Source organism: Amazonocrinis nigriterrae CENA67, from assembly GCF_016056305.1.
GTDB lineage: Bacteria > Cyanobacteriota > Cyanobacteriia > Cyanobacteriales > Nostocaceae > Amazonocrinis > Amazonocrinis nigriterrae.
The window spans coordinates 48,168-64,724 of sequence record NZ_JAECZC010000014.1 but is presented as its reverse complement, the minus strand read 5'-3'; the positions used below and the strand labels follow the sequence as shown (position 1 = coordinate 64,724).

General features: G+C 41.5%; 12 protein-coding genes. 1 reads left to right on the top strand and 11 read right to left on the bottom strand.

What is annotated here, in order from left to right:
- Nucleotides 1-108 precede the first annotated feature (108 nt).
- The 4 genes from cbiD to I8748_RS10315 all read right to left on the bottom strand — a co-directional run bounded on the left by cbiD (nt 109) and on the right by I8748_RS10315 (nt 3,268).
- Nucleotides 109-1,236, bottom strand: a complete 1,128-nt coding sequence (gene cbiD / locus I8748_RS10330) for a cobalt-precorrin-5B (C(1))-methyltransferase CbiD (protein WP_198124496.1) — start codon at nt 1,234-1,236, stop codon at nt 109-111.
- 367 nt (nt 1,237-1,603) lie between these two features.
- Nucleotides 1,604-1,903: a DUF7734 family protein gene (locus I8748_RS10325; protein WP_198124495.1), complete on the bottom strand. Its 300-nt coding sequence runs from the start codon at nt 1,901-1,903 to the stop codon at nt 1,604-1,606.
- A gap of 26 nt (nt 1,904-1,929) precedes the next feature.
- Nucleotides 1,930-2,508: a DUF3177 family protein gene (locus I8748_RS10320; RefSeq protein WP_198124494.1), complete on the bottom strand. Its 579-nt coding sequence runs from the start codon at nt 2,506-2,508 to the stop codon at nt 1,930-1,932.
- Nucleotides 2,509-3,046: 538 nt separating this feature from the next.
- Complete coding sequence (locus I8748_RS10315) at nt 3,047-3,268, bottom strand: Calvin cycle protein CP12 (protein WP_198124493.1); 222 nt, start codon at nt 3,266-3,268, stop codon at nt 3,047-3,049.
- Nucleotides 3,269-3,655: 387 nt separating this feature from the next.
- On the opposite strand from I8748_RS10315, the gene I8748_RS10310 reads away from it, so the two are divergent.
- Nucleotides 3,656-4,876, top strand: a complete 1,221-nt coding sequence (locus I8748_RS10310; protein ID WP_198124492.1) for an FIST signal transduction protein — start codon at nt 3,656-3,658, stop codon at nt 4,874-4,876.
- 116 nt (nt 4,877-4,992) lie between these two features.
- On the opposite strand, the gene I8748_RS10305 is transcribed toward I8748_RS10310, so the two are convergent.
- From I8748_RS10305 to I8748_RS10275, 7 genes are all read right to left on the bottom strand, one after another.
- Complete coding sequence (locus I8748_RS10305) at nt 4,993-6,183, bottom strand: metallophosphoesterase family protein (RefSeq protein WP_198124491.1); 1,191 nt, start codon at nt 6,181-6,183, stop codon at nt 4,993-4,995.
- A gap of 624 nt (nt 6,184-6,807) precedes the next feature.
- On the bottom strand, nt 6,808-7,758 hold the full coding sequence (locus I8748_RS10300) for an RpoD/SigA family RNA polymerase sigma factor (RefSeq protein ID WP_198124490.1): 951 nt from the start codon (nt 7,756-7,758) through the stop codon (nt 6,808-6,810).
- A 102-nt stretch (nt 7,759-7,860) separates the two neighbouring features.
- Nucleotides 7,861-8,040 carry a hypothetical protein gene (locus I8748_RS10295; RefSeq protein WP_198124489.1) on the bottom strand — a complete coding sequence of 60 codons (180 nt, stop codon included), beginning with the start codon at nt 8,038-8,040 and terminating at the stop codon, nt 7,861-7,863.
- Nucleotides 8,041-9,210: 1,170 nt separating this feature from the next.
- Nucleotides 9,211-10,551, bottom strand: coding sequence for a transposase (locus I8748_RS10290; RefSeq protein ID WP_198124488.1), 1,341 nt, complete (start codon nt 10,549-10,551; stop codon nt 9,211-9,213).
- Between the two features lie 303 nt (nt 10,552-10,854).
- Nucleotides 10,855-12,249, bottom strand: a complete 1,395-nt coding sequence (locus I8748_RS10285; protein ID WP_198124487.1) for an ATP-binding protein — start codon at nt 12,247-12,249, stop codon at nt 10,855-10,857.
- 20 nt (nt 12,250-12,269) lie between these two features.
- The gene (locus I8748_RS10280; RefSeq protein ID WP_198124486.1) at nt 12,270-13,931 is read right to left on the bottom strand and encodes an FAD-dependent oxidoreductase; all 1,662 of its coding nucleotides are present in this window, start codon (nt 13,929-13,931) and stop codon (nt 12,270-12,272) included.
- Between the two features lie 404 nt (nt 13,932-14,335).
- The gene (locus tag I8748_RS10275; protein ID WP_198124485.1) at nt 14,336-16,507 is read right to left on the bottom strand and encodes an STAS domain-containing protein; all 2,172 of its coding nucleotides are present in this window, start codon (nt 16,505-16,507) and stop codon (nt 14,336-14,338) included.
- Nucleotides 16,508-16,557: the final 50 nt, after the last annotated feature.

Genomic DNA, 16,557 nt, shown 5'->3' with positions numbered 1-16,557 from the left:
GCGTTAGCTTTGACGATGGTTATGACATGGTATCAGAAAGAATAACTTATCTTTCAGTGGCTACTGAAAAGCTAATTATTTGGATTATTTATGATTATTCATAATAAATTAACATAATTTTTCCATTAAGATGCACGCAGTTTTGCTCTTAACGATAATTTTACGATCGCGGTCAAAGAGAATTGAGCCACAAACTGTTGTTGCTGCCAGGTCGCGGCTGCTATGGCTTTGGATGTATTCTTGAGAACGAGTATCAATAGCTTCAGCGATCGCGCCATAAACTTGCTCAACCCAAGTACTACCAGTGGATTCATCTAGCGATCGCAGGTATTTTAATGCCGCTTCAGCGGTAGGACTATGAAACACTACTTGTATATCTGTTGACTTTAAATTAACTAAGGCACAGTGCGCTGCCAGAATTTCTCGCCGTCCATCAGCCAAGTGGTGATGAGTGTGAAAAATTCCTCCAGCCAGTTTCAACAACTTGCCATGATAGCCAAACAATAAGATTTCTTTAACACCTAAGACATCAGCTTCTACTAACATTGGCCCTAGCCAATTAGCAGTTTTTACCAGTTTGTCGGGATTAATACCGATTTTTCTGGCTAAATCTAAGCCATTCTCGCCAATACAGAATACTAAGCTTTCAAAACGCTCAGCTTTCTGTTGTAATTCGCTGCGAAATACGTTTAACTGATCTGGTGTACTCAAAGGTTGAGAAATTCCTGTTGTCCCCAACAGAGAAAGTCCTTCAACAACGCCAAAAGCAGCATTAGAAGTGCGAACAGCAAGTGATCGCCCTGAAGGTAGAATAATTGTCACAGTGATTTTTTCTGTCCCTACTAGCATTCGGGACAAATTTTCTTTTAACAGCTTTTGAGCATAAGCATAAATAGCAGGCTGATCATCAGCATTCAGCTGCTTGCCAATTCCTTCCCCCCCTTTAATAATCACTGCTTCCTCATCCCCCCCATCTCCCCTTTTCAATTCCACTAACGCCCAAATCGGTGTATTTCTAGTCAGGTCAAGATTATCACCAGGGTCACTGCGGGTAATTGCCAAAGCCATATTTTCAGATAGTCCCGCTACCTGTTCAATTGGGATTTCTGCTATTTGTGCTGGTTCAATTAAATCCACTGACACAGCTTTCAGTGGTTGACGATGGTGCAACCAGTGTAAAGCTGCAACAGCAGAAGCACAGGCAAATACCGGGAGTGTATATCCAGAATGGGACATTGGGGAAAGAGTTAGGGTTAGTTAGGAGTTAGGAGTTAGGAGTTAGGAGTTAGGAGTTAGGAGTTAGGAGTTAGGAGTTAGGGTTAGTTAGGAGTTAGGAGTTGGAAGTAATACTGAATTTTGGGATGAAAAGGCTTTACCAAAAGGCTGTTACAAGAGTTTAAAACAATACGAATGTCAGCATTTTTACATTGTTCAGTCTATATTTTTAAGTTTTAACCATTGCTTTTTCAAGATACGCTCATAGGAATTCCACAAAACTACACGCTACTTTCTTTGGGTAACATGAATTGCCCCTACGTGGAGAAAGCGCAACGTCACACAAAATTGGTATTAATTCCTAACTTCCAACTCCTAACTCCTCACTTTATACGCCCACTTCTAACAATAAAGCTTCCATAGCTTCCCAAGAAATTCCTCTTTCAATATAACGAGGTGCTTCAGGATTATACGGACTTTTGATGCGGTCAATACTGACAATTGTGGCTCCATCTGGTATTACTGGTTCTTCGGGATCAAATGCAGTTGGACGCATTAAAGAACTGGAAAAACCTTTGAAAATAGCAACTTTATCTTGCTCATCGCCTATTGTCACTGTCACTAATAATACTTCTTGCGGACGTTTGCTAGTGTATTGTTCTAGGCGCTTGCCAATGGAATTGTTCATTTATGGGAACTTTACCATTTAGTTGGTTATCGTTGGGTAGCTGAGCGTCCTTGCTTGCCCAGCCTAATCAAAACAAAGTAACTTAAGTAAGCCACATAAATTACTAAAGCGAGTATGGCAATAAAACCTAAGTCCTTGAGATGGAAAATTTCTTTAAACAGCAAGGGGGTTTCAAACCAGACGCGACAATAAGGAGTGGCGATCGCTGTTTGTGACAAAGCACAACCTATAAAAGGTGCAAAAGCGATCGCACTCAAAATACAGTAAACTGTTGCTGCCCAGCGCCAAGAATTAAAAATCAATTTCAAAGACCCACTTGGCTGATACTCGATTTCATCGTTGAGATCGACCCAAAACCATAATGAAATGGGAATCAAGACAAGCGCCATTAACCCGGTGATAAAGCTAATTGGATACTTAGCAATCATTAAGTAAATTGTGATCAGTAGTAGACTAGCTACTCGCCAGTAAATCATTAACAGTCGTTGTATTGCTTCTGCTTTCTGCACAAAGGCCCAAATTAGCAAAATCAAGGGAATTACCACTGTGAATAATACTGCCAGCCAGTAATCAGTCCAGACGTAAGGGCGAAACCAAACTTCCATAGTGTTTTTCAAATGTAAAGGGATCAGGGATCAGGGATCGGGGATTGGGGATTGGGAATTGGGAATTGGGAATTGAAAGAATCTATAAATATATCTCTTTTTGAGTCCCCAGTACCCAGTACCCAGTCCCTAGTCACCAGTACCCAGTCACCAGTACCCAGTACCCAGTACCCAGTACCCAGCCCCCAATTAAAAAAACAAGCAACTTACAGAACTTACACTGAAATATCTTGTACAAATTTCTAACAGCGTCCGGGAGAGTTGCGGAACTCTTCCGAAGCTATCTGCTAGTACACTTGAACAAACCTCAAATTTTTCAAAGCTAGGAGTTCCTTTTAAGGCAAACCAGCCTCAGAGGATAAAACCTAAACTTACCAAGCATAACTTTGTCACCTAACTCCCGTCAGTAGGGAAAAAGATGATCAAAAGGGTGTGGATTGAGGTTTGATACAGGAGTTGCGTAAAGGTACAAGATATCAGTAGTCAGATTCTGGTTGCTTGCTTATCAGATTACAAGAAATATTGATCAACTCAATTTCTACTCATCATAAACTCGGCACTCAACTGCTTCTGGGTTGTCATCACAGTACTTTTCTAAGGAAGTTTTGGGCTTTTGTTGGCGCTGGTGGGAGGCTTCAGCTTGCAGTTCTTCAACTGCATCCCAAGCCGCGGCACACTCAGCGGAATTGCTACCAGAAATATCGCAGACAGCGCGAGCTTGTTCAACTTCTGCTTGAATTTGTTCTTGGATGTCGCTCATACCTTTAGTCTCTTTGTGTGGTGTTAATACCAGTATAGAAAAGGTGCAAAAATGGCTATTTTTTGTTCTATCAATCACCATTCTACCTAATCAGCGGATTTACTTGCTGTTGTAGCCTGATGATCGATCACGATTACAGCTATTAGCTGCGTCTATAGTGTATTGCTGTTGATCTTTTAAGATTTGATAGAGTCAGTACTGCGAAAGCGTAACAATACACTATATTTAGTGCATGTAGTCACAAATCACAACCCTAGCTGCTTAGCATAAAGCAAGTCACTAAGGGAAAATAGAAAAAGCTGGCGTCAATTGATTGTGAGGATGCGATTCTTAAGAGAATAAAAAAATCAACAACTACTAGCCCAAAAACAAAGAAGCCCAAAACTCATGGCAGACCAAATGCAGTGGGCAAATGCCCTGTCAACCCGTCCTTCTCTAGAAGCAGCCATAGCAGATGTGGTAGAAAGAGCTGTCTCGTCATTAACAGCACCTGCGGATCTAGGGCTGGTATTTATTTCATCTGCTTTTGCGAGTGAGTATTCTAGGCTTTTACCCTTGTTGGCCCAAAAGCTTTCTGTGCCAGTCATGATTGGGTGTAGTGGTGGTGGCGTGATTGGTACCACAGCTATAGGACAAACCCAAGAACTGGAAGCAGAAGCAGCCCTCAGTCTTACTTTGGCGCATTTACCAGGTGTGAATTTACAAACTTTTCATGTTGTTGCTGAACAATTACCTGACTTGGATAGTTCGCCAGATGCTTGGATTAATCTGACTGGTGTGCCATCGTCACCCACACCCCAGTTCATTTTACTGTCTAGTGCCTTTGCTTCGGGAATCAACGATCTATTGCAGGGGCTAGATTTTGCCTATCCTGGCTCGGTGATCGTGGGAGGACAAGCCAGCGCTGGGGGTTTTGGTGGTCGTGTCGCTTTATTTTGTAACGATCGCCTCTATCGTGAAGGAACGGTAGGCTTGGCTTTGAGTGGCAATATTGTGCTAGAAACAATTGTGGCACAAGGTTGCCGACCAATTGGCGAACCAATGCAAGTTACAAAAGCTGAACGCAATATCATCTTAGAACTCGATGAAAAAGTACCGCTGGTGGTATTAAGGGATTTGATTTCCAGTCTCAGTGAAAAAGAACGGATGTTGGCACAACATTCGCTGTTTATCGGTATGGCAATGGATGAATTTAAGTTGTCTTTACAACAGGGGGACTTCTTAATTCGTAGCATCCTGGGAGTAGATCCAGCCGGAGGCGCGATCGCCATTGGCGATCTCGTCCGTCCTGGTCAACGCCTGCAATTCCACCTCAGAGATGCCCAAGCATCTGCCGAAGACCTTAAATTACTCCTAGAACAGTATCAAAATCAACAACTATCCCCACACTCTGCCGTTGCAGCCTTAATGTTTTCCTGTGTGGGCCGTGGCGAAGGACTTTACGGCAAACCCAATTTTGATTCTGAACTATTTAGGCGCTACATCCAAGATATCCCCATAGGTGGATTTTTCTGTGGAGGAGAAATAGGCCCTGTGGGCGGTAGTACATTCATACATGGTTACACATCAGTATTTGGCATTTGCCGACAAATTAGTGCTGAGTGCTGAGGAGCCAGTGCGTTGGGCGGCTTCGCCGACTTGAAGCATCTGGCGTTGCTGAGTGCTGAGTGCTGAGTTGGGAGTTATGAGTTGGGAGTTATGAGTTGGGAGTTATCTTTTGATAATTATCTTCTAACTTTTAACTCCTCACTCCTAACTTTTAACTCCTCACTCCTAACTTTTAACTCCTCACTCCTAACTTTTAACTCCTCACTCTTTAGTAACAGGGTGCTATTGTTATCTATAAATGTCGGCGTTCCACAAGTGGCGATCGCACCATAGGTCTGAAAGTAGCGGCGCACTTTTTGGGGAAAGTGGGGATAGTCTAACATCGCATCTCCATCGGCAATGGTTGCCCAAAAATCACGCAAACTAGGAGCGAGTTCTTCTGCCTGGGCTAAGGGTAAGTATAAAGGATGCTGAGTTAATAGCTTGACTAAAAAGGGGAAAGAGCGATCGCCCATCCATTGCCGTGACAATTGTTGCAAGTCAGGAAAATCTGGTACTGATGACACGCGATGAGATAAAATTTGCAACCATTCTCTGCCGTAATTATCCTGTTGAAACTCTAGAACACGATAAGCATGAGGATAACTGACTAGAGAACCTGTGGTAATATCGTATACTCCACCTGCATAAGCAACATCTTGAACGTGTAAATGCCCTGTAAAAATTAACCTCACACCGTAGCGTTGTAATATCTGCAAAAGTTGAGGCGCATTTTCCAACATATAGCGATTTCCCAGCGGATGGCGCGATTGCTGTGGTATATGCTCAACAACATTGTGATGCACCATTACCAGTACTAATTCATCAGATGCAGCTGCTAAAACTTCTTCTAACCAATTTAGCTGTTTGACATCTAAACGCCCTACTTGCTGACCTTCTTCATTAAAAAAGTTAGAATTCAAACCTATCAGCCTGACTCCAGGCAGCAACTGTTGAGTATAGTAAAGTTCATTGGAATCGTGATAGCCAAATTGGCGATAATAGTTTGGAAAATCGGCACAAGCAATGGATTGTTTATCTGCCATCAGTACAGGAACATCATGATTACCAGGAACAACATAAACTGGAAAAGGTAGCTGTGCTAAACGTTTTTGCAACCAGATATGATTCTCTGGTTCACCATGCTGGGTTAAATCTCCCGGAAGTAAGAGAAAATCTAAATTTAGTTGTGCTAAATGCGCGATCACACTTTCAAAAGCTGGGATACTAACTTCCACCAAATGAAAACGACTGGGATGATCCCAGATTGTGTGAGGAAGCGCGATGTGTAAGTCACTGACTACAGCAAACCGAAAATTTAGAGACATTGATTCCACAAGAATTTTATAAATAGGGGTTAAAAAAAGCTCTTTTTTTAAAAGTATAACTCTTGCTTCGGCAAGCTGCGTAGGAGTACTACTTAATATTTGTATACATTAACCTCTTGCATAAATATTTTTTGTCTCACCCTTCAGACGCACAAAAGGGCACTTCCATGATCAAGCAGTCACTCATGGTTTCCTGGCTTGAGGAAAGTGTCCATCGTGTAGAGAAAAGAGCGAAATGACTAATTTTGCAAGAAGTTTTTTAACGTTACTGAATTATATAGCACAGTGACAATTGTCTTAAATAACACTTGTAACTCTTGTTATCCAGAAAATAGGACAGAGTATATTTAAAAATTAAAAATTAAAGCTAAATTTATTATTAATAATTAGATTAATATCTATTAATATGTAATTAAAAATATTATCTTTTAAGTTTATCTAAAATTAGATAATCAAAATAAAAGTACAGCTTAAAATTAATACAAATTAACCACATATAGCAAAGTGCTGAATGCTAAAGAGCCAGCCGTGCTACCTCACCACGCGGCTGGATCCTCCACATCCTACACCCTGCCCAAACTAGGTTCTATTTATCACAAGGGCGTAAATCTTACCTAGTTTTGATCAAGAAGATAGATACTGTCCAATGTCCGGTTGTTGACGACGCAGAATATTCATAGCTTGCTGCTGGATTTGGCGAACTCGTTCTCGACTGACATTTAGTTTCTCCCCAATCTGAGCCAAACTTCGTTCTTGATTATCTAAGAGTCCAAAGCGCAAAATTAATACTTCACGCTGCATGGGTTTAAGTGATGCTAATAAATTATTTAAGTCTTGGCGTAGCAGTTCTTGGGTGATATGTTCATTTGGTGAGACGCCCTCATCGCTGAGGAGTTCGCTGAGTTCTGTGTCTTGGTTATCCCCCACTTTTAAATCTAAAGAAACTGTCCCACTAGCAGCACTCAGATATTCTCGAATTTGGCTTGGCTCTAAGTCCAATTTTTGGGCAATTTCTGCGACAGTAGCACGGCGACCGAGTGCTTGAAACAATTCTCGCTGCACCTTCTTAATTTGATTGAGTTTTTCGTTGATATGAATCGGTAGCCTCACCGTGCGGGATTTTTCTGCGATCGCTCTTGTAATTGCTTGACTAATCCACCAATATGCGTAAGTTGATAATTTATAACCTCGGTTGGGGTCAAACTTTTCTATACCCCTTTGTAAACCTATTGCCCCTTCTTGAACCAAATCCAAGAACTCGAGATTGCGACGCTGATATTTTTTAGCGATCGAAACCACTAGCCGCAGGTTTGCCGTTACCATCTTTTGCTTGGCTCCTTGACCAAGCTTTAGTATTTGAGTGACTTCAGTTTCGCTTTTGTTTACAAAATTAGCTAATTCTGCTAGGCTTGGTTCCCGATGCAATTGTTGACTAAGCTGCTGTTTTTGCTGCTCAATGGCAATCATTTGTTGTACTTGCCTGCCATAAGTTATTTCTTGGTCTGATGTTAATAATGGAAACTGACCAATTTCTTGCAAATACACGCGTACCATGTCAGAACTCAGGCTGGACATACAACTTTAACACTTCTCCATAATTAGACGAATCTAAAAGTATAAATCAAATAGCTCAAGAAATTTTCCCAATTTGGCTAGTTGAAAAATTTTAATTTGTGATTATGATGGCTGAACCTTAACCCAATCAATCAGGGACTGCAATCTAGTGTAGCGGGTGTAGCGATCGCCTTTGTTGAAGAACTCTCTCAAGCCCAATTGCAGCAACTGCAAGATAAACCCGCCAAAACCCCAGCCGAACAGCATCAGCAGTGTCAAGCTCAATTGTCCTGTTTTGGTCAAGGAAGCTCGCCTCAAATCATCTTTACTATCCCATTTTAGGTAACTCTACGAACTTTCCTTAGATATTTTCAGGCTTTATGGGGGTAGGAAATCCCAAAGAACGATAACGTGCTTTGTTCTCAAACCTGGGGCGACCAGATTTTTTCCCGTTGCTATCACCCTTCAGCCAGCGTTTAAAAGTCTTTTTTGGAGCAATGCTGATCAGCTTCCCTTTCTTGAACTGCCTATAATGCTGATATAGCAGGGAACAGGGAAGAGGGAACTCTTAATATCATGTCCGCGCTTATTACTTATGATATGTCCGCAGCGAGCGCAACAAAGTGGAGCGTTCGCCGTTGGGTGTTCGCCGTTGGCGTTCTCGTACCCCTTCGGAGAAGTAAGCTAGTAAGAGCGTCTTCTTCACAAGAAGAGTAGCCTTTCCCGCAGGGTAGGCATTCTCGTTCGTGGTCTTCTTTTTTGAAGGAGAAGAGTAGCAATTGCAAGGACTCTGGGATTGCTTCGCTCTCCTGGGGAAACGCAAAAGAGCGAACGCTCGCAATTGACTTCTAATCAACCGGACATGATATAACGCTCTTCCGTCACTCTGGGGAAAGAAAAATCTCAGACAACTTTTAAACATCAGGCTGCAATTATTCCCTCTAAGATAAATTCTTGGTTGCTACCTTTAACTCCAGCTTCGTTACCTAAAAATAAATTGACCGTTCCTTGTGCTACATAAAATGCTTCGTGTTCGTAATTATGAATATGTGGTGCTGGCCCACCTCCTTTTGGTACAAAGAAATCGAAGGCATTGAAGGTAAAATTAGTCTCTTAAGATGTTGCCAAAAGAGTATATAGATCACCGGAAGTATAAAACGCCGGACGTTCATTTAATGGGGCATCTTGGGGTGAAATTAAATAATAATTATCAATAGCTGGAAGGTCTAGAATACTGAGGGAATCACTATCTATGTGGTGGTTAGGATAATGAGTGTGATCGTGATCTGTTTACCCTGGAGAATTGAGTGGTAAACCGTTGATTGAATGTGTCATTTTCTCTGCTCTTCTTTAGTTCACGTTGGTAATTACTGGACTTTCACAAACAATAGCTGAAACCCTTATTTTCACTAAGTAAATTCATGAATTACCCAAAGTAGGATATAGTTTTGTGTAAGCAATACCTCTGCCAATTTACAAGGGTTCAACGCTTGTAGAAACGTTATGAATACGTCCTAAAGTAGTAAGCTTGGCAAAAATCTGGGTTAATAAAATAGGCTCAGGGATTTCGGGAAGCATTTTTAACATTTCACAAACATATCGAAAACCACGATAGTAAGCCTTAAGATCAATAATGCCGGAACCGGGATTAAGTTGACGGAAATCAGCAAGAAGATTGTGGGATAAATTGACCATAAAAAATGCTAGATTAGCAGCATTAGTCACGGCAGTTTGTCCCAGGTTCATAAAATCTTCCAATCCCCAAAACTGCTTGGCATCCCTAAAATTAAACTCGATTTGAAAACGAAGCTTGTAATAGTCAACGATGTTTTCAAATGACAGAGTTAGGTCGCTAGAAAAAAGAATTACATGGCTGCAAGAATGAGTTTTAAGATTGGTTTTGACCAAAATCACTACATTGATAGCCTGGGCAAATTCTTTGTGAAGAAGAGTGGTTTGATAAATATCAGTTTGAATCTCATCCTCAATATCACTTTTACATAAATATTTGTCAGGGATATTACGATAGTCTAGCTTGTCGCCGTATTTACGACGAGAGCGTTTACTGGAGTCAGGATTTTCATAAGGGACGTATAATGCTGAATCATGACGCAACTTGGAAATTATGTGCAAGTTGACAAGACGTGCCATCTGCAAAGCATTGTTGTTACCGAAGTGACCATCTAATACTAAATATGTTAGAGGGATAAAGTTACCTACTAACTCGAATAGTGAATTAATCATCTTCTGAATTAGTAATAACTCAGATGTTAATATCACTTGGGCTTTATTTTTGTTTTTACTCCCTTTTGGTCGTCCTCTCCCCCGTTTTTCTTTGGATTTTACTTTTTTGACTGCGGGCGTACTATTTGTTTGATTCTCACTCTTAATTACTTGTTCTATCTGAATAGGAAATGACTGCCTTCCTCCAACACTAACTAATGATAAAGCAAAAAAGGATAGACCATTAATTGGTTTGCTTGCTAGGCTAGAAAAGAATCTATCTAACCCATAAGTTTGTTTACCCGATTTACTGACTACAACTTCATCTCCAGCCAGTAGATATACTTCATTTTCTCGCCACAAATGTTTACGAAAAAATAGCCAAAACAATGTTGCCCAAGGTATTACTGTATGAAAGAACCTCAACGTCGTCCGATAACTGCCACCAACGCCTGCCCAACGAGAAATTCCTAACATCGTCACTCGGCCACTCATTGCTAACATAGCCAGGATTATCTGGTTCAATTGCCGCATCGTTGTGGCGTTTATCTGCGGTAATAAGCATTGTAGCAGTGATAAGATATCGATCATGGGCTGTTCGTGGGTTTTGAGTTGTCGTTTGGGAAGACAACAACTCTACTACGTCAGCCCTATCTCTTCATACTCTTTTTTTGGCAACGGTATTGGTAAGTCATAAAATTACAGCAGTTTGCTTTTAAGTGAGGTACAAAATCCAGGAATCATTCATCAGATATGGAGAGCTTATACCTGGTGTGTCCTGCCTCAAAACCTGTAGTGTTGTAGTTCATAGAAAAGAAAACTGCTGTAAATTAGTCTCTATACTCAACTGCTAGAAACTGAGGCTACACCATAAGCTGTATAACAGTCAGTAGTTTACATATGAAGGATAGGTAAACGAATCTGAAAACGTGTCTCGCCAGGTTCAGAAAAACAACGAATTTCTCCATGATGCTGAGTTACTACAATTCGATATGAAATCTCCAAACCTAACCCTGTACCTGACCCCACCTCCTTAGTTGTAAAAAATGGCTCGAAAATTCGAGATTGAATGGCAAGGGGAATTCCTGGGCCATTGTCCATAATCTCAACAACAACATAGTCTTTGTTTTGGCAAGTTCGTATCCGAATCTCACCTTGTTCACCTAAAGCATCGATCGCGTTATCAATCAGGTTAGTCCACACTTGATTCAATGCACTACCATGAGCTTGAATTTGCGGTAGGTTTTTATCATACTCGCGTGTCACCACAATATTGTGCTTTCGCAATTTGTAGCGCAGAATTGTCAAGGTATTTTCTAGACCCTCATGTACATCTATCTTCAATAGTGAAGCTCGATCCATGTATGAGTAGTCTTTAATCGCCTTGACTATTTCCGAGACACGAGTAGTACCTTGTTCCAGTACCTTCAACTGCCCGATTATAGACAAGGTTGCTTCCAACCAAACCAGCACATCACTAAAGGTCTGAGTGGCTAAATGTTCGCTAATCACTTCTAACTTCTGATTATTTAGCCCAGCAGCAACAAGGGTAGGAACAAGTTTCCACCCGTCATTCACATTATGTGACTCTAACCATTGCGCTAATTCATCTTCCAGATCAATCTGAGCCAATGGATCGGAAGAGTCTTGTATATCAGACTGTGCAGCCTGTTCAATAGCATCTTGTCTAAAAGTTAAGAGTTGTTTGAGCTGTCTTTGTGTGAGATTTTGGCCAATCAGTTTGAAAGTAACAGCATCCAACGACTTAACTGTATCCTGCAATTGACTTGCAGCTCTATGGGCTGCGGATACTGGATTATTTAGTTCATGGGCAAGACCAGCAGACAAAGTACCCAAAGCAACGAGCTTTTCATGTTGCTGAGACAACAACTGTAACTCCTGCATTCGCGAAGCCATATGACCGAGAACAATTTTTCTGATACTTGGGCAAATAGTAATCATTTGCCAAAAATCATTTTCATGCAAACAATACATATGGCTTTTACGTACTGCTTCACCGCTTGCAAGGTGAGGTGTACCTGCAAGCAGAGGGACTTCACCAAAGAATGTACTACTACCGTATGTAGCTAGTAGGATTTTTTGGTTAACAATCTCTCGTGAAAGCTGGATTGCTCCTTCAAATACTATATAGAAGTACTCGACAGGATCTCCTTGGTGAAACAAGATGTCTCCTGAATCCAGCCATAATTCAGTACCATTGATAAAGCACTTCAGCTCGTTTTCGGTCAAGTGTTCAAAAACTGATATCTTACGCAATGTCTCAAGCATGGTCTTTACCCGAAAGATCGCTACACAGATGCTAAATATTGGTGAACTAATTGAACAGCGATCGCTCCCTCACCCACTGCGGAAGCGACTCGTTTAACTGAGTTACAACGCACATCGCCTATGGCGAAAATACCCGGTACGTTAGTTTCTAAAAAGAAAGGATCACGCTCTATTGTCCATCCTTTCGGCGACCTCCCATTCGGCATTGCACTGGCTCCAGTCAGAATAAAGCCGTTTTCATCACGCTCCACAATGTTTTGTAACCAATCAGTACGCGGCTTGGCACCAATAAAGCTAAACAAAGCATTGGTAGGAATGGTTTCGACTTCACCTGTTATTGAGTTAAAAATGCTTATCGCCTCTAATTTGTCTTCTCCGATAAATTCTTTAACCTGAGTTAAGAGCTTGACGTTAATATTGCCAATCTCTTCAATCTGGTCAATCAAATATTGAGACATACTTTTTTTCAGTGAATCCCCGCGAACTACAAGGTTCACTGAGCCTGCGTATTTAGAAAGATACACAGCTGCTTGTCCAGCGGAGTTACCCGCACCCACAATAAACACATCTTCGCCTTTGCAAGTCAGTGCTTCGGTCATAGCAGCGCCATAGTAGACACCTGCACCTGTCAATTTTTCACTTCCAGGTATGTTGAACTTGCGATAAGATACCCCTGTGGCAATAATCAAGGTATGGGTACTAAGTTGGGAACCGTCTGCGAGAGTGACCAATCGATATTGACCATTCAGACGCACATCAACTACTTCTTGCGGCGAAATAATCTCTGTTCCGAACTTTTGAGCTTGTGTGACAGCACGTTTGGCTAAATCTCCACCATGCACACCACCCGGAAAACCAAGATAATTTTCAATCCGGGAACTAGTACCTGCTTGACCTCCTGGCGCCTCTCGTTCAATCAGCACTGTCCGAAGCCCTTCAGAAGCCCCATAAACAGCTGCTGCTAAACCAGCTGGGCCAGCACCCACAATAGCTAAGTCATAAAACGGCATATTGGGACGTGTTTTTAGCCCTATTTTCTCGGCAATTTGGGTATTTGTTGGCTCTATAAGATGTGAACCATCAGGGAAAATAACTAACGCCTGGCATTTAGTATCAGAACTAACGGCGTAACTCAAAAGGCGATCGCCTTCATCTGACTCTATATTCAGCCACTGATAGGGAACATGATTGCGGGCTAAGAAATCTTTGGCTTGATGTAATTTAGGCGACCAACGAGAACCAACAACCCTTACACCTTCAAAAGGTGGACGGAAAGAAGCTTGCCAAACCTCAAGCAAATCGTTAAGTATGGGATATAAACGCTCTTGAGGGGGGTTCCAAGGCTTCAAGAGGTAATAATCAATCTTGGCCTTGTTGATGGCATGGATAGCTGCATTAGTGTCTGCATAGGCTGTGAGTAAGACACGTTTGGTCAGGGGAAAGATTTCAATTGCCCGTTCTAGGAATTCCACCCCACTCATTTGTGGCATTCGCTGGTCTACAAGAAACAGGGCTGCTGACTCATTACGCAACTTTAACTTTTGCAGTACCTCTAAAGCTGTTTTAGCTGAGTTGGATCGCACCACCCGGAAGCGATCGCCGTACTCTTTACGTAAGTCAAGCTCAAGCGCTTGCAAAACTTCCAAGTCATCATCTAATGCCAGTATTACAGGTTTAGCCATAAGTTCCTCACAAATGCTGCTTCTAGCAACATCCAGCTAACGACACAATTGTTTTTTAAAGTTGGTATTTATTCAGTCTCCTCACAATTTTTGATGTGAGTTTAAGCTAGTGAACTTTTAAGTTGTATAGGCTAGGTAAGCTTTAGAACCTAACCTACAAAAATTTTGTTTGAATACAATGTGCAAATTCAAGGTATCAGCTAGTGAACTATCGCCCTCAATTATCAAAGATAAATGTGTTTTTAGTTAAAACTTTTGCGATCGTCCACTAGTACCTAAAATACCAACTCTGTTGGAGGTAAGTAGATGTGAGAAACAGAAAAAACTCTTTCCTCACTCTCTACTTCCCACTCCTCACTCCCCACTACACCCTAGTGGCAAGCTAAAAAAGTTTTTGCACTTACCTACACAGTTGCCAATTCAACAGCGTCATACTGTTCTAAAACAATTACGCCTTCACAGAATGCACCTTTCTTCAAGTAACTCAATACATTCTCATTGGCGCCAACTAAATAGATATCAACATCACTACCCAGTTTTTGCTTGGTGAAAATGAGATATCTTAGACCAGCCGCACTGATACATTTCAAATCCTCTAGTTGCAAGACTAGACGTTTGATAGATTGGGCTGTTGCTTTGTGCAATTCTTCCTCAAGTAGTCCCACAGCATTGGCATCAAGTAAACCACTTAAAGATAGTTTGGCAGTACCTTTGCTGACTTCCAGTAAAGTTGCATTGAAAAATACTTGTGTGGGAAGAAGTCTAACTCTAATTTTGATTTCGTCCTGAGTTGTTGGCAGTTTGACTGTCAGGTTTTCAGCATCAAAGTCAAGATAAGGCTGGCCATTAATCCAAACTTCACCAATTTGAACACTGCCTGGTGGTAAGATATCTGGCTGAACCCGGAGGATGTTATCTTTAAATGCTCCTGGTTTTGGCTTAAAATACAAATCCATTGGCTTCTTAGTCAGCAATAGATTAGTATACACACAAGCTAAGTACGCCAGTTCAAACGAGTGGTAACCACTCATCGAGTGACTACCCTTACCTCTCTCAGTTCCTAGCAAGTAAGGAAGTCCATTAGCCAAAACATTGAAGTAGATACCGCCATCTGCGTAATCGAGGAACCAAGCGTTATAGAAAGCTGCTGATTCACGGGCTAGTTTTTGATACTCAAAATTGTTAAGTGAACCAGCCAGGATCAAGTAGGCTAATATGGCTTGTTCTTGCTGCCACCAAGCTTTGCGATCGTGCCAAACAAAACGATGTGTTTCCTGACCTGGTTTTAAGATACGCTCTACTACATCGTACCACCCTCCACGCTGTTGGTCACTGCCAACAGCAGGCATGATGTCTGCAATCTTTTCAGCTAAAGCAACATACTTCTCTTTTGGTTTGAGGTGGTGCATCCGCATCAGGTTCCAAGCGATTTTGAGGTTGTGACCTACAACTGCTCGGTTCTGTTGCCATCCCCATGTTGTATCATGACTCCAATCTTCATGAAAACGTTCTTGCACAAATGGACTAGAGTCGTAGTCTGGAAAATGCTTTTCAATTGTGTCAAAAGTATACTCAAGTAAATCAGCATACTCTTTCTTACCACTCGCCAGCCAAAGATTGATTAAGTATGCTGGGGCATGGTCACCTACTGAGTTCCAGTTCTTTTTCGCCCGGTTATGGCCCAAGGTATTACTGTGGGGACTCAGAGTAATCGGATCAATGTGTGAGTAGAATCCTCCTCTGTCTGTTTTGTCTAGAAAATAGCGTTTGAACAGATTCAAAGTCAATTCAATATCATTCAAGATATTGGGATCACCCGTGATTCGATAAGTCTGGGTTGGGCCAGCTAGTGCATAGATTTGTTCATAAGCTGGTATGGCATCATAGTCATCCCCAAATTCTGAGGAAAATATTTTTTGCTCCCTACCATCTGGTTTAACGTCAATTGCATGATACCAATAGCAAATTCCTTCACCTTCATCCAGAAAACGCAAGTGGTCGCGCAAGTATTCGGTGCCTTTTTCGGCAGCTTCTAGATAACGGTCATCTCCAGTCATCAAGTAGGCTGTAGCAAAACCGTAAACCAAACGCGAAATGGTGTCAGTTTCTTGTCGAGTACTGATGTCTTTCGTACCAACCAAGCCTAAATTAGTACGATATTTACCATAGTCAATTTCACCATCTTCAAACTGCACTTTTAAGTAAAAATTGGCTAGGTTTCGTACTTGATTGACCCACCAGTCTTGCTTTTCAAATGCATACTCACTTTCAGCTTTGCCAAGGAATACAATATGTTTACCTTCAAACTTGTTTTCACCATTCTCTGGATAAAAAGTGCCATACACAAAAAGGTAGCGTTCTGGAACTAGCATTTCTTTCAATTGCAGAGTGCAATCATAGTAAGGCTCACCCAGATTTCGCACTAGTTCTGCATAGGTGTTTGCAGTTAATGCTACCTCAAATTCTCTGCTATCGGTGGTTTTTAGATTAAAACTTCCAAAAGCACCTTTTTGAGAATTAAAGGTAGTAACATACCCAGCGATTAAATCTGAAAATGGGAAAGTCACTTGATTCATGGAATTATCTCCCAAAATGTAATGTCGATGATCAAAGCCTTTCAGGACAA

Coding starts and splice junctions, on each gene's coding strand:
- I8748_RS10285 (WP_198124487.1), bottom strand. CDS start 12,249: ATGCTTGAGACATTGCGTAAGATATCAGTTTTTGAACACTTGACCGAA.
- I8748_RS10290 (WP_198124488.1), bottom strand. CDS start 10,551: ATGATCGATATCTTATCACTGCTACAATGCTTATTACCGCAGATAAAC.
- I8748_RS10305 (WP_198124491.1), bottom strand. CDS start 6,183: ATGTCTCTAAATTTTCGGTTTGCTGTAGTCAGTGACTTACACATCGCG.
- cbiD (WP_198124496.1), bottom strand. CDS start 1,236: ATGTCCCATTCTGGATATACACTCCCGGTATTTGCCTGTGCTTCTGCT.
- I8748_RS10320 (WP_198124494.1), bottom strand. CDS start 2,508: ATGGAAGTTTGGTTTCGCCCTTACGTCTGGACTGATTACTGGCTGGCA.
- I8748_RS10310 (WP_198124492.1), top strand. CDS start 3,656: ATGGCAGACCAAATGCAGTGGGCAAATGCCCTGTCAACCCGTCCTTCT.
- I8748_RS10280 (WP_198124486.1), bottom strand. CDS start 13,931: ATGGCTAAACCTGTAATACTGGCATTAGATGATGACTTGGAAGTTTTG.
- I8748_RS10325 (WP_198124495.1), bottom strand. CDS start 1,903: ATGAACAATTCCATTGGCAAGCGCCTAGAACAATACACTAGCAAACGT.
- I8748_RS10300 (WP_198124490.1), bottom strand. CDS start 7,758: ATGTCCAGCCTGAGTTCTGACATGGTACGCGTGTATTTGCAAGAAATT.
- I8748_RS10315 (WP_198124493.1), bottom strand. CDS start 3,268: ATGAGCGACATCCAAGAACAAATTCAAGCAGAAGTTGAACAAGCTCGC.
- I8748_RS10275 (WP_198124485.1), bottom strand. CDS start 16,507: ATGAATCAAGTGACTTTCCCATTTTCAGATTTAATCGCTGGGTATGTT.